This window comes from Methylovulum miyakonense HT12, assembly GCF_000384075.1.
GTDB classification, from domain to species: Bacteria; Pseudomonadota; Gammaproteobacteria; order Methylococcales; family Methylomonadaceae; genus Methylovulum; species Methylovulum miyakonense.
In genome coordinates this window covers 3,145,401-3,164,622 of the sequence record NZ_KB913025.1, presented here as the reverse complement: position 1 = coordinate 3,164,622, position 19,222 = coordinate 3,145,401, and the positions used below count along the sequence as shown (strand labels likewise).

At 50.5% G+C, this 19,222-nt stretch carries 11 protein-coding genes; 1 reads left to right on the top strand and 10 read right to left on the bottom strand.

The window, feature by feature from the left end:
* Window positions 1–3 precede the first annotated feature (3 nt).
* From METMI_RS28175 to METMI_RS24310, 4 genes are read right to left on the bottom strand one after another with little or no spacing between them, the layout of a single operon-like run.
* Complete coding sequence (locus METMI_RS28175; protein ID WP_019867231.1) at window positions 4–1,119, bottom strand: amino acid ABC transporter ATP-binding protein; 1,116 nt, start codon at window positions 1,117–1,119, stop codon at window positions 4–6.
* Window positions 1,116–4,115 (bottom strand): ABC transporter substrate-binding protein/permease, encoded by a 3,000-nt coding sequence (locus METMI_RS0115605; RefSeq protein WP_019867230.1) that lies wholly within the window; start codon window positions 4,113–4,115, stop codon window positions 1,116–1,118. Before METMI_RS0115605 ends, METMI_RS28175 begins: the two co-directional genes overlap by 4 nt.
* Window positions 4,112–6,073 carry a SpoIIE family protein phosphatase gene (locus METMI_RS0115600; RefSeq protein WP_019867229.1) on the bottom strand — a complete coding sequence of 654 codons (1,962 nt, stop codon included), beginning with the start codon at window positions 6,071–6,073 and terminating at the stop codon, window positions 4,112–4,114. Before METMI_RS0115600 ends, METMI_RS0115605 begins: the two co-directional genes overlap by 4 nt.
* Window positions 6,057–7,076, bottom strand: a complete 1,020-nt coding sequence (locus tag METMI_RS24310; RefSeq protein WP_156829873.1) for an ABC transporter substrate-binding protein — start codon at window positions 7,074–7,076, stop codon at window positions 6,057–6,059. Before METMI_RS24310 ends, METMI_RS0115600 begins: the two co-directional genes overlap by 17 nt.
* 556 nt (window positions 7,077–7,632) lie before the next feature.
* Between METMI_RS24310 and METMI_RS0115590 the strand changes: the two genes are divergently transcribed.
* Window positions 7,633–8,343: a HisA/HisF-related TIM barrel protein gene (locus METMI_RS0115590; RefSeq protein WP_019867227.1), complete on the top strand. Its 711-nt coding sequence runs from the start codon at window positions 7,633–7,635 to the stop codon at window positions 8,341–8,343.
* A 29-nt stretch (window positions 8,344–8,372) separates the two neighbouring features.
* On the opposite strand, the gene fae is transcribed toward METMI_RS0115590, so the two are convergent.
* The 6 genes from fae to METMI_RS0115560 all read right to left on the bottom strand — a co-directional run bounded on the left by fae (window position 8,373) and on the right by METMI_RS0115560 (window position 18,963).
* A complete protein-coding gene (gene fae / locus METMI_RS0115585; protein WP_019867226.1) occupies window positions 8,373–8,891 on the bottom strand; it encodes a formaldehyde-activating enzyme in 519 nt (172 codons plus the stop codon).
* A gap of 119 nt (window positions 8,892–9,010) precedes the next feature.
* Window positions 9,011–9,856: a triphosphoribosyl-dephospho-CoA synthase gene (locus tag METMI_RS0115580; protein ID WP_019867225.1), complete on the bottom strand. Its 846-nt coding sequence runs from the start codon at window positions 9,854–9,856 to the stop codon at window positions 9,011–9,013.
* Window positions 9,832–10,746: an ATP-grasp domain-containing protein gene (locus tag METMI_RS0115575; protein ID WP_019867224.1), complete on the bottom strand. Its 915-nt coding sequence runs from the start codon at window positions 10,744–10,746 to the stop codon at window positions 9,832–9,834. The genes METMI_RS0115580 and METMI_RS0115575 overlap by 25 nt, the downstream gene beginning before the upstream one ends.
* A gap of 180 nt (window positions 10,747–10,926) precedes the next feature.
* Window positions 10,927–13,014 (bottom strand): elongation factor G, encoded by a 2,088-nt coding sequence (fusA, locus tag METMI_RS0115570; RefSeq protein ID WP_019867223.1) that lies wholly within the window; start codon window positions 13,012–13,014, stop codon window positions 10,927–10,929.
* A gap of 834 nt (window positions 13,015–13,848) precedes the next feature.
* The gene (gene hrpA / locus METMI_RS0115565; protein ID WP_019867222.1) at window positions 13,849–17,841 is read right to left on the bottom strand and encodes an ATP-dependent RNA helicase HrpA; all 3,993 of its coding nucleotides are present in this window, start codon (window positions 17,839–17,841) and stop codon (window positions 13,849–13,851) included.
* A gap of 276 nt (window positions 17,842–18,117) precedes the next feature.
* The gene (locus METMI_RS0115560; protein WP_019867221.1) at window positions 18,118–18,963 is read right to left on the bottom strand and encodes a GNAT family N-acetyltransferase; all 846 of its coding nucleotides are present in this window, start codon (window positions 18,961–18,963) and stop codon (window positions 18,118–18,120) included.
* Between the last annotated feature and the right edge of the window lie 259 nt (window positions 18,964–19,222).

Sequence of the window (19,222 nt, the reverse complement as noted above, 5' to 3'; positions counted from 1 at the left end):
ATGTCATTCCAAATGAGGGCTATTTTTAGGTCCTTTCTGCATCAAAAGCTCCAGCCGGTTTTTGCCGTCCACAAACTGGTAGGTTATGCTTTCCGTTAATTTTTTGATGATCATCAAGCCAAAATCATCAGGCAGGCCGCCACTGTCCAGCGGGTTAAAAGGCCCGCCCGCGCTTTCGCACATTAAGGTCAGATGCCCGCTTTTTTCCGAATAGGCTATGGTCATCTCAAAAGCCATGGCTGGCAGATAGGGGGTATAGATTTGCAGCAATTCTTCAACCAGCAACAAGAGGTTGTCACGGGTTTTCTTGGGTAAAACCTGCTTTTCGCAAAACGCTTCTATCTCCGCGTTCATCGCATACAAATCATAGTCGGGCGAACCAATCCGGCAATGGTAACTGCGGATCCGGTTGATGAAGGCTTTGGTCTTTTCCTTTTGCGGATTGTCAAATATCTGCGCCGGGCTACCTTCTTCATAGATCAGGCCCTCATCCATATACAGCACCCGGTTGGACACGTCTTTGGCAAAATCCATCTCGTGCGTGACGATCGCCATGGTCATGCCGTCTTTGGCCAAACGGCGGATCACCGACAACACTTCGCTGATCATGGTCGGGTCTAGCGCGGAGGTCGGCTCGTCGAAGAGGATGATCTCAGGCTCCATGGCCAGGCAACGGGCGATGGCCACCCGCTGTTTTTGGCCGCCGGACAGCTCGTCGGGATAACTGTCGGCTTTCTCCGCCAGCCCGACCAGCCTGAGCAATTCCAACGCTTTAGCTTGCGCGTCTTGCGTGGACATGCCTTTCAGCCTGATGGGCGCCAGGGTCAGGTTATCGAGCACGGACAGATGCGAAAACAAGTTGAACGATTGGAACACCATGTTCATCTTCTGGCGTATTTTGGCGATGTCCGCCTTTTTGTCGAGGATGTCCATGCCGTCGATCTCGATGGTGCCGCCGCTGGGCTGTTCCAGCAAGTTAAGGCAACGTAGGAAGGTGCTTTTGCCCGTGCCGGACGGGCCGATGATGGCGATGACCTCGCCTTTTTTTATTTCCGTGCTGATGTCTGCCAAGACCGTGGTGCCAGCAAATGATTTGGAAAGGTGCCCTACTTTGATCATACCTTCCCTACCTTGCGCCGTTTGTGTTTCGGGTCGGTGGCCCGCTCCAAGTATTCCAGGAATTGCATCAGCGCCCACGATATTAAAAAGTACAGGACCGCAACCATGACCAGCGGAAAAAACGCGTCGAAAGTACGGCTGCGGATAATGTCGCTGGCCTTGGTCAAATCCTGCACGGCGATGTAACCGACTATCGAGGTCATCTTGACCAGGGAAATGAATTCGCCCTTATAAACCGGCAAAATACGTTGCACGGTCTGCGGCAGCACGATGAACAGGAAAGTCTGGATTCTGGTGAAGCCCATCGCGATACCCGCCTCGGATTGCCCCCTATCGACACCCTGGATGCCCGTCCTGAAAATCTCGGACACATAAGCGGCGAAATTCATGCCGAAGGCGATAATCGCCACCAGCACCGGGCTGATGTCCACGGAGGCGAACACCACATAAAAAATCAGCATCAATAGCACCAGGACCGGCATGCCGCGCAGGATGCCGATATACAGCCGTGCCGGTAGGTTCAGGGCGATTTTTTTCGACATGCGCATGAAACAGACGAGGCCGCCCAGCAGGGTTCCGAACAAGGCGGAAAACACCGAAATGGTCACCGTGGTTTTCAGGCCGTCCCAGATCAGCAAATAACGGTCTTCCTGGATGATGTTGCTGTCAAAACTGTTGGCGATCCCCGTCAGGAAAGAAACCGGTGCGGCTTGGGCCACCACCGGGGCGGTGTAACCGGCGACGTTTTGTTTCAGCGCGAACACCCGTGTGCCCATTTCGTAATAAGGGACGGAAAAATCGATCTGTTTTTGCCGTTCCTCGGTGATGTAAATGGAGCTGATAATGATGTCCACCTTGCCTGTCGCCACCGCCGCAATCAGGCTGCCGAATTCCATGTTGGCAAATTTGGCCTCTTTACCAAGCTGCGCGGCAAAGCGGGCGGCCAGTTCTATGTCAAAGCCGACCAGTTGATTGTCCTTAACCATCGTGAACGGCATCCCGGCATCGCTGACACCGATGCCCAGGCTGCCGTTAGTTTGGGGATTCTTAATGGCGGGCATCCGTGTGTCACCCGTTTCCATCCAGCGTTTGACCATATCGCCGTAAACGCCATCGGTTTTGAGCTGCGCCAAAAAGCGGTCGAATTGCTGTTTCAACGCACCGTTACTTTTGTTGAACCCGGCACCAACGCCAAAGGAAAACAACGGCCCGCCCACCAGCGCGAACGAGTCGTCCTGACGCATAATTTCGCGCAAGGGTTCGGCATCGAACAAGGCGGAATCAACTTTGCCGGTTTTTACTGCCAGCGCGACGTCGGCAGGCGCTTTGTATTGTAGTATGGTCGCCTTGGGGTAGTGTCGGGTCGCATAAGTGTCGTGCGCGGAACCCAACAGCACGCCGATGCGTTTGTCGGCCAGGTCGGCCACCGAAGCCAGCTTTCCCGTTTGCACGGCAACGGCTTGGGAGGGGACGGATTTGCGCACCAACGCAGATATGTCGTTTTGGATATAAGGCAAAGAAAAAAGCACCAGTTTTTTGCGCTCCTCCGTGACATTAAAATTGGACAGCGCAAAATCAATTTTGCCGGACTGCAAGGCCGGGATCAACGCCTCAAAATTCATGTCAATAACCTCGATTTTTTTGCCCAGGCGCTGGCCTAGCAATTGGCCCAGCTCTATGTCCAAACCGGTCAGCTTGCCGTCAGCCTGGAAGGAAAAAGGCTCAATGGTCGCGCTGGTGCCCATCCTCAACACGCCCTGGCTTCCGGGCTTGGCGATTGTTGGCAACGGCGGCGTGACCGAATATTTGGAATCCACCCATTTAGACCGTAAGCGGTCGAGTTCCCCTTCCTTTTTCAAACTGACCAAGACGGCGTTGATCCTGGCCAGCAGGGCTGGGTTGTCTTTGTTGATGGCCGCCGCCACTTCCAACTGGTCAACCGGCTGGGCGACAATCGCCAATTCCGGGTTTTTCTCGGCCACATTGAGCAGCACGCTTTTGTCATAGACAAACGCGTCGGCCTTATTGGTTTTGACCGCCAGCGCCGCATCCGCCGACGCGGCCAGCGCTTGGAAACGGGCGTTGGGAAAGTGCTTGCGGGCCGCCAAGTCGCCGGCGGAACCGGAGAGCACGGCGATCCGCTTGCCGTCTAGGGCTTGCAAATCCGTAATGGCCTTGGCATCCGCCGCCGTTGCCGCAACGGGCGCACTGGCAGCGGCTTTCCTGACCAGCATGACTTGGGCATTGGCATAATAAGGCCCGGTGAAATCGACAAATTTTTTGCGCCCCTCCGTTGCGGTCATGCCGGTGACGATCATATCCACCTTCCCCGATTGCAACGCGGGGATCAAGGCCATGAACTTCATATTCAAAAACACGACGGGCCTGTTAAGCTTGGCGCCGATAAGCCTGGCCAATTCGCCGTCATGGCCAGTCACGCGGCCAGTCTTGTCAACAAAACTAAAGGGTTCCCGTGTCGCGCTGACCCCTATTTTTAGCGGCGTCCCCTGGGTCGGCAGGGTTATTTGCAATTCCTCATAAGGCGTCAAATCCGGCTTGAACCAGCGCTTCTGCATGGACTCCAGCGTGCCGTCCTGCTTTAGCCCTGTGATAATCCGGTTCAAGGAAGCCAGCAGCCCGGCATTCCCCTTCATGACCGCAATGGCCGTGTCTTCATTAGCCAGCGGTTCAGGCAACAGCCCCAATTCCTGGTTCTTTTTGGTGACCTGTAGCGCGGCCGGGAACGCGGTCACGATCGCGTCGATTTGACCGGATTTGATGGCCGCAACCGCGTCCATAATGTCGTCAAAGCTTTTGACCTGCGCCTTAGGGAATTTTGCCTGGGCGATGGCCTCGCCTGTGGAGCCGGTCATCACGCCAATTTTTGCCGTTTGCGCGTCATCAAAATTGGCGATGACGGTTTCCGTTTTACTGCAACTGCCAAGGCCAGCCATCACCGCCAGCAAGACCAGCATAAATGCCGCCGCTATTTTCATGCGCCGCTTCTGGCACTTTCGATGCCCATCGTATTGTCCGTCATTTTTATCGCCAACATGGTGATGTCGTCTGATTGGGGGGCTCCAGCGGCATGTCGTGACACCTCGGCGCTGATATAGTGGACCATGCCTGAAACATCCCCTTTAGGGGCGAGCAGCAACGCCTTCAGCAACTGCCGCTCACCATACAGTTCCTCTTGCTGGTTTATTGCTTCAGTGACGCCATCCGTATAAAGGAACAGCATATCCCCGGGCTTTAAGCTGATACGCTCAGTCCCATAAACCGTTCCCGCCATAGGGCCAAGCATTAACCCAGGTTTCACGGCCAGGTAACGCACATCCCCTGACTCGATGATCAGCGGGGGATTATGCCCGGCATTGGCAAAACGCACCTCGCCTGTCCTGACATCGAGTATGGCGCAGAACACTGTCGTGAACATGCAACTGTCATTGTCGGCCGCGAGGATTTTGTTGACGGAAGACAGTATCTTATCCGGTTCGCCCAACCGTTGCCCTTCCGACTTCAAAAGGGTTTTTGTCACCATCATATACAATGCCGCAGGCACCCCCTTGTCGGAGACGTCCCCAATCAGGAACAACAGGTTGTAGTCATCTATAAAAAAGAAATCGTAGAAGTCACCGCCCACCTCTTTGGCAGGCACCATCGACGCGTATATCTCAAATTCGGGGTGGTTAGGAAACGGCGGGAACAAGCGGGGCAACAGGCTTTCCTGGATATGGGTGGCGACCTTGAGTTCGCTTTGGATACGTTCCTTTGCGGCGGTGGTTTCGGTCAAATTTTTGATGTAATCCTTGAGTGACGCGGCCATCACTTGAAAATCGTGGGCCAGGACACCCACCTCATCATCCGAGGCCACACTTGGCATCACCACATCAAAATTCCCGGCAGCGATTTCATCAGTTGCATCAGCCAACAATTCCAAGGGCTTGATGATGGTCCTGGCAATATGGACAACCGCCGAAACCAGCAACATCAGCCCGAAGAAACCCATGGCGGCCATGGTCATACTTAACTGTTTGACATTTTCAAGCAGCTCTTCCTCCGGGAACACCACCGCCAGCGTCCAGCCAGTCGACCGGACAGGCGCGTAATACAGCCAACTCCTGACCCCCATCAGGCTATTGTAGAGTATGAAGCCGGATTCACCCCTGACCATTTTTTTGCCCAGTTCCCGTAATGAAGGGTCATTACGTGACTCCCCGATGCTAAAGAACGTCTCATTCATGATGGCGCCCTTCAAGGGGTGCGCAAGTATCATCCCGTTGCGGGAGAGCAGCGCGGCGTAGCCACTTCTGAGTATCCTGACGGAGGAAATGAGTTCCGTCAGCGCATCCAGGGAAATATCCGCCGTCACAATCCCCCGGAGCCGCTTCGTGGCGCCCGTCCCCCCATAGAAAGGGACTGAACAGGTCGCCATCAAAATATTGCCCGCGCCCTCATCGAAATAGGGTTCGCTCCATTCGGGCTTGCCCAGCTCCCGCGGAATCTGGTACCAATCCCAATACAAATACGGGACGTAGCGATAAGATTTATCCAGGCGGCTGAAAGCGATCCTGCCTTTTTCACGGTAATAATAAGGCGCATACAGCCGGGACTCGGCGCTAAAAGCATAGGGTTCAAAAGCGATGCCCGAACCGTACATTTCGGGGTTTTTTTCGACGGTCGTCCTGAGCAGGGCCAACAATTCCTGCTCCGAATGTTTGCTGGTTTCCAATGACCTAGCCACCCCTTCCGCAACCTTGGCAACTGACATCAGTTCCGTCTCCACCCGATAGACCAACGACGAGACCAGATTATGCGCATTGTTCTCCAACTCACGTTCCAGGATCATGCGCGACTGGTAATAGTTATAACCGAGCGTCACGGCAAAAATCAGCACACTGCTGAGCGTGATCACCAGGATGAGCTTGGTGACGATACTATTTTTTCTCGGCATCCGCTCTCCAGGCAAAGTCATTGTAATCGGGATAATTACGGATCAGGCCGGCTTCTTGCATTACACGCCCCACATACCCGTAATCCTGCTCATCGAGATGCCCGGGCGGTTCTTGGCGTGTGCCTGTCACCAGCAGGTCCCGCATCCTATCCAACATCCATTTCTGGTGGACGCGGTTGGCAGGCACCTTGGCTTCGCGCATATATTTGATCACAATGTCCAAGGCCTCGTCGGGATGGGCAAAAGCGTAACGCCATCCCTCCAGCGACGCCGCAACAAAGGCTTCCGCCAGGGCCGGGTCTTTGTGGAGACCTTGTTCCATAGTGTAGATCCCGTCTTCCGGAAAATTCATTCCCTCCCCACTGAAGGAAACGACATTCAATTCATCAAAATCGACCCCCGAACTGTAAATCGTATGGTATTCGTTGAACCACATAGCGGAAGCCACGTCAATGCCGCCACGCAAAAACAAGTTAACGGTGTGGGACTGCGGGACTGCTTGGACTTTGATGTGGTGTTTGGCAAACAGGACCAGCGGAGGTATTGACAAGTCGCCGACCCAAAGCCCCACTTTCTTGCCATCCATGTCGGCGACAGTCCTGATACCGGCGGATTTTTTTGAAACCAGCATCAGGGATGATTTCTGGATGATCTGCGCCAAATTGACCAGTTTCATACCGGCAGCACGGCACTTAATGGCGGTGGTAAGCCACAGGATTGCGAAGTCCGCCTTACCTTCCTTTAGGGCTTGGTCAGGAAAATTTCCGGGCCCCGACTCAAGAATTTTCAAGGCGATGCCGTAACGGGCATAGATTCCCTTGTCGAGAGCCACATAATACCCGGCAAACTGGGCCTGCGGGCTCCACAGCGGCATGAAGGTGGCATGTTTCAAGATCATTTCTTCGGCGGCTAAAGAAAAACTTAGCAAGAAAAGAAACAAGGCCACCACAACCATGGAGCCCTTCCTCCGTTCCGGATGATTTTTATGCCACATATCGTTCATAATCACTGCTGCCGGGCTCTTCAATTCGCTGCGTAACGGGCCGTTAAGCGGCCTCTGGTAAAGGTGGTAAGCGCTGGATACCTTGTGGCAAATACAAAATGGCATTGCATTTTAAATGCCATATAACTTAATAACCATCAGCCCTGTCTAATTTCAAGCCCGGACAATATTGAGCTTCAAAAAACTATCGGTCAATTTAACCGCATAAAAAGCAAGGGTCTTAACCATGCCACGAAATAATAAAGTGGCTAGCGCCCCAAAATGATAGCCAACAACCTAAAATACAACAGACCGATGGTATAAAGTATACCCCGCAAGCACTTTCACAACCAGAAGTTACGTTAGCCCTAACGTTGTATCAATTTGTTTTGTATCGCTCCCGTTTGATTCAAAAACGATATACTTTTAAGCTTTGCACCTAACAAACATACCATTTAGTTGAAACGCTTGGTGATGCGAAGCGGGCCATCACACCTTAAACATAAACTTTATCCGGGTATGCCCGCATTTTTAGCGTGAACCCATCATATCCGTGAACAGGCCATTACCCATTTTGATGAAAACTATCCCCGTCCTAGACCTAAAAAATAACCAAGTCGTCCACGCCAAGCAAGGTGACCGTGAACATTATCGGCCTATCCGTTCCAGTTTATGCCAGTCAGCGGATATTTTTGAGGTGATCGAAGCTTTTTTGGCTTTGGATGACTTTGATACTTTTTACATTGCGGATTTGAACGCCATCAGCCAGCAAGGCGACCATGCCAAATTAATTGCCAAGGTGCTGGCGGCTTTCCCTGACATTCGGTTTTGGGTGGACAAGGGTTATCAGCAAGCCACTACGTTGCCGGATCACGCGAATTACCTGCCTGTGTTGGGTAGCGAGTCTTATAGCGACGCATCTATAACCGAGTTGCTGGCGTTTGGTAAACACTTTGTCCTATCACTGGATTATTCGGCGAATAGCGAGGCCTTGGGGGCGGCCAGCTTGTTTTCTGGAGCCGGTTATTGGCCTGGGGATATTATCATCATGACGTTGGCTCGGGTAGGTAGCGGCAAAGGGCCGGATTGGGGGCGTTTGGCGCAGTATTGCCGGGATTTCCCTGATTACAATTTTATCGCGGCGGGCGGGGTCAGGAATGTTGCAGATTTACAGGCTTTAAATGATTTGGGCATCAAGCAGGCCTTGGTGGCTAGCGCGTTGCATTCGGGAGTGATTGGACGCGGGGATTTGGAAAGCTTAAGGCAAAAAAATACCCCAGCGAGCTGAGGTATTTTTAACATCCGTCAACTTAAAGCTTATGCTTCGTTGTTTACTGCGAATGGATGTTTTGCGTCTTTTTTAGCAGCCACAACTTCAGCAGCAGTTGGTGAACCGGATACAGCGCGTTTCAGGGCTTCTTTAGTTGCCGCATAGTTGAATGATTCAATTTTAGCGTCGTCTTCAGCCAACCAGTGAATGAATACACCAACAGAGATAAACAGGTCATCAGCTTCGTCAGCTGGGATAGTGCCGTCTTCTACACAATCAGCAACCGCCATAGCAACAGCGCGTTGTGCTGGGCCAAACATTTGTACGGCTTGTTTTGAACCTTTGATGGTGACTTTGTTGAACAAAATAGTCGCTGGTTTAACCATCAGGTTAGGAGCAACAACAGCTAACAAAGTAGAGAAGCCGTCTTTGTTGTTGGTCAAAGCATTTGCGAATGCTGATTCAGCGGCTGAACCTCTTGGGCCAATGATCAGGTCAATGTGGGCGATTTCGTTGCCATCGCCAACTAAAGATTCACCAACGCACAATTTAGTAATTTTTGCCATTTTTGTTTTTCCCCTGTGAAGAAAAAGGTTGAAAGGTTTTAGCTAATAGTGACACAGCGTGTTTAATACTGTCCGTGCCGGATTATTTGTTTTTGAAAACAAATTCTTGATGGATAGAGTCATGTCCACTCTTCCTGTAAAAGTACCGCCAGCAACGTTGCTACGGTCATATCTGCTGTGGTCCCTGGATTAATCCGTTTGGCTTTCAGTTCCTGGTCTACCTGATAAAGCAACGGCATCACCTGTTCAGGCATTGGCGTTGCCAACGCACGGCTAAGTTTACCCATTGTTTGCATTATCATGCCAGAATACTGCTTGCCGTATTTTCTTTCGATATGGCTGTCAGGAAACCGGCTTAACAACGTTGTATAAACGGCTACTCCAGACCAACTTTTGCTTTTCCATATATTCATAGCATTATAGTAGTATAAGATAGCAAAATCAAAAATATCTTCATAATCTGTAAGGTATTGAAGTGCAATGCGATCTTTATCACTAGCCAAGCCCATCGCCGCTTTTAAGGTAACTGTCGCGGCGGCATGCACATCTTGTTCTTGCGTTTTACCTAATCCCCCAGGTGAGGCCAAGGCAATCGCCCGAAACACCCAATCGGCATCAGTTACGGTGGTGGCGCTTAAAACTTGCCGTAAGGATTCCCGCAAAGTTAAGCCCGAACCGTTAAGGGTGGCTTGCAGCAAAGGCGCGGCCAACAAAATAATGCCTAGGTTGGTGTTGCAGGCAACCGCTTCCTGGGTGGCTTTGACAGCGTAGTATATTTTTTCGCCCAAACAATAACCAGGGTGGCATAAAGGCGTTGCGCTGACTTCGGCGCTGATACGGAAATCAGCGACAGTCATATCGTGCCCATCAGCGTAAACACTGACGTTGCCGGGCTTGAAGGCCTGCAATTCAAGCTCGCAAGCTTCGCGGTACAGTTGCGCTAAACGCTCAGGGGATACGGCCATTTGGGTTTTATAAGGCGACCAATCAAATCATCAGCTAACAAAGCGGCAATATTGACATCGCAGACGCTTTGCAGGCCTTTCCAAGCCGGTATACTGTTCACTTCAATGATGGTGTACTGCCCCGCCCTGTCTTCAATAATGTCGACACCCGCATAATCCATGGCCAGGGCAGCCGCTGACTTGGTTGCCAAATCAGCCAAGCCGGCATTTAACGTGACATGCTCACAACTCGCGCCGCGAGCGACATTGTTCAGCCAAAATTTTCCGTGCCGCTGCATGGCGGCAACAGCGCGGCCATTGATGACAAAGACGCGGTGGTCGCAATAGCCATCGCCAAAACACTCGACAAACCGCTGCAAATAATAAACGCCACGGCTTCCTGTCAACCATAACAAATCGGTCATTTTCTCAAGCCTGCGTATGCCTTCGCCTTGTGAACCAAACAGTGGCTTGCTGATCAGCAAGTGCCCGTCATTTAATTCCCGTTCGGCAATTGCCAAAGCTTCTTCCCGGTCACGCAACACCCAAGTCAAGGGCGTCGGTAAGCCTGCATGGTGCAGTAAAAAACTGGTCATGCCCTTATCGACACTGCGCTCTATGGCATGCCCGTCATTATAAACAGGGATAGCCAGTGTTTTTAAGGCATGGAGCATGTCCAAATACAGCACCACCTCTTCCAAGGAACCGCCAGGCACACCGCGCACAAAAACGGCATCCGGCAAGGCCTGTTCAAACTTTGGGATCAATACAGGCAATTCGCCTGGAGCAATGCGCAAACGGCATCCGGTCAAGCTGGTAAAATCGCTTTGATACCCACGCTCGGCAAACGCCAGTTGTAGCTGCTTGCCATGCCAGCCTGGGTCATCGGTAAAAATGGCTATTTTGCCCACGGATACATTTTTGGTCTGTCATGTTTAAGGCAAGTCGCCTTAACGCACAAAGGAAAGGGTCGGAAAGACAGTAAGAAAGGGTATATAGCATGAAAACAGCCGGAACCAAGTTGCCACTCCCGGCCATTAAAACTTAAAAGGACGGGGGTGATACCCCCGTCCCTTGTGCCGAAAACCTTATTAGTTTTTAGCTTTGTTGCGCTCGTTGACTTCTTTGATAACTTCGTCGGCAACGTTTTTCGGACATGGCATGTAATGCGAGAACTCCATGGAGAACTGGCCACGGCCTGAAGTCATGGTGCGTAAATCACCGATGTAACCGAACATATCGCTCAACGGCACATCCGCTTTAATACGCACGCCAGTGATGCCTGGATCTTGTGATTTGATCATGCCACGGCGGCGGTTAAGGTCACCAATCACGTCACCGACGTGTGCATCTGGCGTGAACACATCCACTTTCATGATAGGCTCCAACAACTGCGGCGCCGCTTTTGGCAGAGATTGGCGGTAGGCGGCGCGGGCGGCGATTTCGAAAGCGATAGATGACGAGTCAACTGCGTGGAAGCCACCGTCGGTCAGATTGACTTTGAAGTCCAAGCAAGGGAAGCCTGCCAACACACCTTTGTCGACGCAGGATTTGAAGCCTTTCTCAACGGCCGGCCAATATTCTCTTGGCACGTTACCGCCAGTGACGGTCGATTCAAACACAAAGCCGCTGCCTGGCTCACCTGGCTCGATGATGTAGTTGATTTTCGCATATTGGCCAGAACCGCCGGATTGTTTCTTGTGGGTGTATTCGTCTTCAATGCGCTTGGTGATCGTTTCGCGGTAGGCCACTTGTGGCTTACCAACGTTAACCTCAACACCATGGGTACGTTTCAAGATGTCCACCTTAATATCAAGATGCAACTCGCCCATGCCTTTGATGATAGTCTCACCACTGTCTTCGTCAGTTTCCACGCGGAAAGACGGGTCTTCCTGGATCATTTTGCCCAGGGCGATGCCCATTTTTTCTGAACCGGCCTTATCTTTAGGCGAAATGGCAATGGAGATAACCGGATCCGGGAACACCATCGGCTCCAAAGTGGCCGGTTTATCAGGGTCACACAAGGTGTGTCCGGTTTGGACATTTTTCAAACCAATCAAGGCGATAATATCGCCCGCTTGTGCCGATTCAATCTCAGAACGGTCATCGGCGTGCATTTCCACCATACGGCCGACACGTTCGGTTTTACCGGTAAACGTGTTCAACAACGTGTCGCCTTTTTTCAGACGGCCTGAATAGATACGGACGAAGTTCAATGCGCCAAAACGGTCGTCCATGATTTTGAAGACCAAAGCACGGACTGGACGGTCGGCATCAACCTTTGCGAATTCGCCAGTGGGGTTGCCTTCCAAATCCACTTCCGGTTGCGGACTGACTTCGGTAGGATTGGGCAAATAATCAATAACGCCATCCAAAACCAATTGCACGCCTTTATTTTTGAACGAAGAGCCGCAGAAAGTTGGGAAAAAATCCATTTTGATCGTACCTTTGCGTAGGCAGCGTTTGATTTCTTCCAAGGTAGGCTCTTCGCCTTCCAAATATTTTTCCATAATGTCGTCGTATTGGTCGGCGACTTGGTCGATCAACCGTGCACGCCATTTTTCCACGTCCGCTTCCATATCGGCAGGCACGTCTTTAATTTCATATTTCAACGGGTCTCCAGAGTCGTCCCAAACCCAGGCTTTGCGGGTCAACAGGTCAACCACACCAGCAAATTGGTCTTCACAGCCGATAGGCAAAGTCATCACCACCGGTACGGCACCCAATACTTCTTCGATCTGTTTGACAACACGGTAAAAATCAGCACCTAGCCTATCCAACTTATTGACGTAAATCACACGGGAAACTTTGGAATCGTTAGCATAACGCCAGTTGGTTTCAGATTGTGGCTCCACACCGCCAGAACCGCAAAACACACCGATACCGCCATCCAGTACTTTTAACGAACGGTAAACTTCGATGGTAAAGTCAACGTGACCAGGAGTATCAATGATATTGAAGCGGTGGTCTTTCCAAAAACAAGTGGTCGCTGCCGATTGGATCGTAATACCGCGTTCTTGTTCTTGCACCATGAAGTCAGTAGTTGCCGCACCGTCGTGCACTTCACCGATTTTATGGATTTTACCGGTGAGCTTTAAAATGCGCTCGGTGGTAGTTGTCTTACCGGCATCAACGTGCGCGAAAATACCGATGTTTCTGTATAACGATAGGTCTGTCATGTGTTTACTCTAAGGTTGGGCATAAAAAACTTTTGGGTGACCACTCATGAACCTTAAACTCAAGAGGGTTCGGTTCGGATCAGGGCTAAGGGACCCCCTTAGCATCTCACCCGTCCAGCTTCGATAGCCAACTATTCTAACCTAAAAGTCTAGTAAAAATATAGGAAACCATGAATGCAGATCATAAAGACCTATAGATTTAGGATTTTTCTTTGGATCAGGGCGGCAAAGCCATCATAGTGGGCTTCTGAGTTATACACAAAACCTGTGGATAACTTTGTGGATTGCGTGTCGGCTTAAATGGTTACCTACGGTTTTTATTAATGTTTTGTTAAATTGTACAAATATCGGTCAATATCACAATTACCATAGTTATCAATTAATTAGGTTTTATAACCGATAATCATACGCTTACCGGAGTATCAAATCCAAGTCCTTGATTTTTTCTGTGGGCAACTATTGTTGAATCAAAACCAATTGCCTCCGGAACGATAAGGCGGTTTTGAAATTGTCCAAACGGCGGGACAAACCCCTAAAAATTTACCAGGCCCTGTTTTAACCCCCTACGCATTAAAACTTATGCACAAAACCTGTGGATAAGTTTGTGCATTACTTGTTAGGATTGACGCTTAATTGCGGTTTTTATTACAGTTTTGTTAGATTGTACAAATTGGATACAATTTAATTTATTAAAAATATCAATAAGTTATACATTAACTACTGTTTCTGTTGCGTAACGGAAATAAACGCTAGGTAGTTGATTTTTTCTGTGTGCAAACCATTTTTTTGACCCAAAATGGTTCGTGACAAAACCAAGCGATGATTTTCCCAATCTTAGGCCCGCTCATCCCAAGCCTTATCCAACCGCTTTGCCGAAATTGGATAAGCCGTTTTCAGGTGTTGGGCGAACAGCGACACCCGGAACTCTTCCAGCATCCAACGGAAAACCTCCTGCTCAGGCAGGATTTGGATTTTGGCGGCTTTTTTTTCCACGTCTTTCCAATAACGCAAGACATAGCGGTTCAGCTCTTGAATTTTTTGGGCATTATTGTCCAGCTTATCCAAGCGGTAGCTGATCGCCTTTAAATAACGCGGGAAAGCTTTGAGCTGTTCGTAAGGCGTGTTGCGCAAAAATCCCGCATACACCAGCATCGCCAATTGCGCGTTGATATCTTGCGCCAGCGGGTCACTTGCGTTTAAACGTTGCAATTGGGATTTGATGGCGGTGTAGGCGTTCATCACCTCCAAGGCCAGTTTTCCGGCTTCGTTGGCGACCATCAACAAGCTTCCCTTGTGTTGCCTCAAACTGTCTTCAAACGCGGCTTGGGTGCGGATGGTGCGCCCGTCGATAAAAACATGGTGCAAAATCAATTGCAGCATATCCTCTTTATAAGATGCGGTGGCGGGCAGCTTTAAAATAGGGTGTGCAGGCAAGCGTTGGTAAGCTAACTCGGCAGCGGCTGATTGCAGATTGTTTTTGGTCAAATAAGTGCAATCTTTACGCAAAGACAGTTGGAATAAGCGCAATAACCCTGCCTGATGTTCGGCATCGGCTTTGGCTTGGGTATCGAAAATCTTCACGCCCACGGCATCGCCTTCATCGACTATCGCCGGAAAACCGACAAAGTTTTGCCCTTGTTGGATAAACGCATACGTGTCCGGCAAATCATCAAACGCCCATTGGATGCAGCCCGTGTAACTCAACTCATCAGCAGCGATTTGATCAAAACTTTGCACGGCTTGCGTGGCGTGCTTTTGCTGTAATTTTTTTAAATCCCGCCCGTAATCCAACAATTTGCCGTTTTCATCTATGACGCGGAAATTCATTTTCAAATGGTCGGTCAGGCCATCGAGCACCCACGCATTCAACGGAATCGCTTCGCCAGTCAATTTGCGCAGACGGTTGCCGAGCCATCCTTGCAATGTCCCTTTAAAATCCGGCTCGATTTCCAAACAACGTTTCACGGTTTCCGGCACGGGTACAAAATGCTTGCGGATATTTTTCGGCAAGGCTTTTATCAGTGCGATACATTTTTCTTCCAGCATCCCCGGCACTAGCCAATCAAACGGCACAGGCGATAATTGGTTGAGCTGATGCACCGGAATCACCGCCGTCACGCCATCTTCGTCATGACCGGGTTCAAAACGGTATTGCAAGGCGATGCTGAGATTGCCGATTTTCTTATGGTCAGGATAATCCCATTCGTTAACGTAACCGTCTTTTTCGCGGGTCAAATCTTCCTTGGTCAGGAACAAAAATTTCGGATTAGTCTTTTCAACGGTTTTGCGCCATTGGTCTAGCGTGATGCCATTGACCACTTCGGCGGGCAGTTTTTGGTCATAAAACGAATACAGCCACAATTCATCTTCGACCAAATCGACGCGCCGCCCTTTATGCTGGATCATGCCGACTTCTTCCAAGAGCTTTTGGTTGGCGACATAAAACGGCGCGTTGCTGTGGTATTCGTGGCTGACCAAAGCCGATTGGATAAAGAGCATACGTGCTGATTTGGCATCAACTCGCTCATAAGGAATTTTCCGACCCGCTTGCAAAGTGAGGCCATAGAGCATGGTGCGTTCGTAAACCGCCGAGCGTCCGGCCTTTTTCTCCCAATGCGGGTCGTAATGCGTGTGCTTGACCAAATGCCCCGCGCAGGCCTCTATCCATTCCGGTTCGATACGTGCCACGTTACGGGCATAGACTTTGCTGGTCTCGACTTGCTCCGCCGCCATAATCCATTTAGGTTTGAGCTTATGCAGGCCAGAGCCTGGGAAGATGAAAAATTTGAGGCCGCGTGCGCCCAGGTATTCGTGGGTTTCGTGGCGGAAACCGATGTTTGAGAGCAAGCCCGTTAATAAGGCGCGGTGGATGTTTTCGTAGCGGTCATTCGATAAAATATCCCGCACTTCAGATTTAATATCTTTAGGTTTAGGCGGCTTAACGGATTTTTCCTCATTCTTCACCAAGCGGGCAACGGGTTCGCTCACGCTCATGTTCAAATCGCCCTTCACCACCTGCAAAATCTGCGCGTGAATATCAAACCACTCGCGCATCCTGAGATAAGACAAAAAATTGTCCGAGCAATATTTCCGCAATTTGCTGTTGGACAGGTGCTTTTTCTGCGCCTCGTAAGTGTTCCACAAATTGAGCAGCGTCAAGAAATCCGATTCAGGATGACGGAAAGCCGCGTGTTTGGCTTCGGCCTGACCCATTTTTTCCGCTGGTTTATCACGTGGGTCTTGAACACTCAAAGCTGCGACGATAATCGCCACTTCGTGCAAACAACCTTCCTCATGCGCGGCAACCAACATCCGCGCCAATTTCGGATCGGTCGGGAATTTTGCTAACTGTTTACCCGTTTCGGTCAGTTGCCCCGCTTTATCGAGGGCGTTGACCTCGTGCAACATGGTTTTGCCGTCACGGATCATTTTGTCATCGGGCGGCTCGATAAAAGGAAAATCCTCAATATCACCCAATTTCAAGGCCAACATTTGCAAAATAACTGCCGACAAATTTGTCCGCAAAATTTCCGGTTCCGTGAATTCCGGTCTGGCTTCGTAATCTTGGCGCGAATACAAACGGATACAAATACCTTCTGCGACCCGTCCGCAACGTCCGGCTCGTTGGTTCGCGCTCGATTGCGAGATGCGTTCAATCGGCAAGCGTTGGATTTTGCTTTTGGGGCTGTAACGGCTGATGCGGGCGTGGCCTGTGTCGATTACGCCGCGTATTCCTGGCACGGTGAGCGACGTTTCGGCAACGTTGGTTGCCAAGACGATGCGGATTTTGCCGCCTTTGGGATTGAACACGCGCTCTTGCTCACTGACGCTGAGCTTGGAGTAGAGCGGCAAAATGTCGTATTGCGTGGGATGGTGTTTTTTTAAGGAATCGGTGGTTTCGCGGATTTCCCGCTCGCCGCTTAAAAAAATCAGAATATCGCCGCGCAAATCACGGGTCAGTTCATCGACCGCATCGAGAATCGCATTTTGAAGGTCATCGGTAGTCTCGTCGTTCGCCGCTTCTTCATCACCATCTTTGGGTTCGATCGGACGATAGCGGACATCCACCGGATAGGTTCGTCCCGACACTTCAATAATCGGCGCATTACCAAAGTGTTCTGAAAAGCGCTTGGTATCAATCGTCGCCGAGGTGATGATAAGTTTCAGATCAGGCCGTTTCGGCAACAGCCATTTCATATAACCGAGCAAAAAATCAATGTTCAGGCTGCGCTCGTGCGCCTCGTCAATAATGATGGTGTCGTATTGGTTTAAGTAAGGGTCATTTTGCGATTCCGCCAACAAAATCCCGTCGGTCATCAGTTTAACCAGCGATTCAGCATGGGTTTTGTCGTTAAAACGGATTTTATAACCCACCGATTTGCCCATCGGCTCGCCTAATTCCTCGGCAATCCGGTCTGCCACCGTCCGCGCCGCAATCCGGCGTGGTTGGGTATGGCCAATAAAACCCGCCGCGCCGCGCCCTATCGACAAACAAATTTTCGGCAATTGCGTGGTTTTGCCTGATCCGGTCTCACCGCACATCACTACCACTTGATGGTTTTTAATCAATTCGGCAATCTCGTCTTTTTTGCCAGTGACAGGCAAATCAGGGAAGTTCAGCGGCGGAATACTGGCAAGGCGTTTATTCCTGAACGCCACGGATTTATCAATCCGGCTGGCAAGATTCGCTAACGCACTATCTATAGGCTTACCTTTTTTGGCATCCTGACGCAAACGGTCTAACTGCCGTTTCAGCGCGTGACGGTCTTGGTTCAGACACAGTGGTAATTGGCGGGTGAGTTGTTGGAGCTGTTCGGTGGTGGACATTCAGAAATGGAAGGGTGTTGCTGTAAAGTGAAAAATGGATGATATTTGTGGAGTGAAACTTAATAATCCGCCAGACCAAATGCCCACCGCAATTCAGGAGAAGATTCTACGGTAAGGTGGCTTGCCTTGCGGAACTTTTCTTCCAACGCAGATTTAGATTCGGGATGGCGGCTCCAAAATTCTCTAATTAAATTGCTTAGATAATGACACGCATCTTTTTGTTATATAGCAGTAAGGCATTGAATGATATTTTATTGTGGCATGAGAACTTCCATCTCACCCCAACTCCAAACTCGTAACCCCATAACTCCGCGTCAAATCAATATCAGGTGCTTGCCGTGTGTACATCCGGGCGGTTTCAAATATCGGTTCCATAGCATAGCGGGTGACCAGAGCCATCGCATCCGCATTAGGCTCCGGGATGTCGATAAAAATGGGGCTATGTTCAGGAATGGTGTTTTGCAGGGCGTTGAACAGAACTTGCGCTTCGCTAGGGCTATCGGCGAATAAGGGGCCGATCCTGAACCCCGTGTGGCAAGCGCGGATCACCCCGTAACCAGACACGCGGCTTTGCCGGGTGATGGCCAAGGCCGTGCCGTGTTGTTGTTTTAGCCACCCTTGTAAAAAGCCGGGCCTTGGTTCTGGGAAAAAGGCGTTGTCATAGGCCAAGATGTCAGCAAACGGGATTTGTCCGGCAGGCACGATACCATGACCCGGCACCGGTTGATGTACCGACACGCCTTGATAGCGCACATGCCGATGGGCAATTTGGAAGCCGGATTTTTGGTAATTGCCTTGTTGGGCGATCACGCCGTCCAAACCGATATTGCGGCCTTGCAAATAGCCCATCGCGGTATGCCAGAGTTGGATACCAAAGCCCTGCCCCCGCCACTGCGGTTTGACGATATACAAGCCAATAAAGCCGTAACCGTCGCCATATTTGATCCCGGATATGCTGGCGATAGGCTCGCCGCCCAACAAACCGATGAAAAAACCGTGCGGGTCGGTCGGGTAAAAATAATCGGCATCGGCCAACCCAGGCCGCCAACTTTCTTGCTCCGCCCAACCCAACACTATATCCAGTTCGTTTCGGGCCATTTCCCGAATGATAAAATCAGCCATGCTCCACCCCGTAATTTACGTTACAACATCCCCAGCCGCCCAATATGCACCAATGGGCGCTGGGTCGGATTATAGTGGATATAACCGACAAACCCCATAAAATCCGCTTCCCCCTGAATTTGATGGGCAAAACTGTTTCCAATGAATAAAGCTCGCACCATAATAATAAATAGATAAAATAAAATATTTACAAGCTATCCTAAATGGGGATACTGAACCGTAGCACAAGCCATGGGCCTACTTGAAGCCCCATACATCA

Excerpts from the sequence above, each read along its gene's own strand:
- METMI_RS28175 (WP_019867231.1), bottom strand. The coding sequence starts at position 1,119 with ATGATCAAAGTAGGGCACCTTTCCAAATCATTTGCTGGCACCACGGTC.
- METMI_RS0115605 (WP_019867230.1), bottom strand. The coding sequence starts at position 4,115 with ATGAAAATAGCGGCGGCATTTATGCTGGTCTTGCTGGCGGTGATGGCT.
- METMI_RS0115600 (WP_019867229.1), bottom strand. The coding sequence starts at position 6,073 with ATGCCGAGAAAAAATAGTATCGTCACCAAGCTCATCCTGGTGATCACG.
- METMI_RS24310 (WP_156829873.1), bottom strand. The coding sequence starts at position 7,076 with ATGAACGATATGTGGCATAAAAATCATCCGGAACGGAGGAAGGGCTCC.
- METMI_RS0115590 (WP_019867227.1), top strand. The coding sequence starts at position 7,633 with ATGAAAACTATCCCCGTCCTAGACCTAAAAAATAACCAAGTCGTCCAC.
- fae (WP_019867226.1), bottom strand. The coding sequence starts at position 8,891 with ATGGCAAAAATTACTAAATTGTGCGTTGGTGAATCTTTAGTTGGCGAT.
- METMI_RS0115580 (WP_019867225.1), bottom strand. The coding sequence starts at position 9,856 with ATGGCCGTATCCCCTGAGCGTTTAGCGCAACTGTACCGCGAAGCTTGC.
- fusA (WP_019867223.1), bottom strand. The coding sequence starts at position 13,014 with ATGACAGACCTATCGTTATACAGAAACATCGGTATTTTCGCGCACGTT.
- hrpA (WP_019867222.1), bottom strand. The coding sequence starts at position 17,841 with ATGTCCACCACCGAACAGCTCCAACAACTCACCCGCCAATTACCACTG.
- METMI_RS0115560 (WP_019867221.1), bottom strand. The coding sequence starts at position 18,963 with ATGGCTGATTTTATCATTCGGGAAATGGCCCGAAACGAACTGGATATA.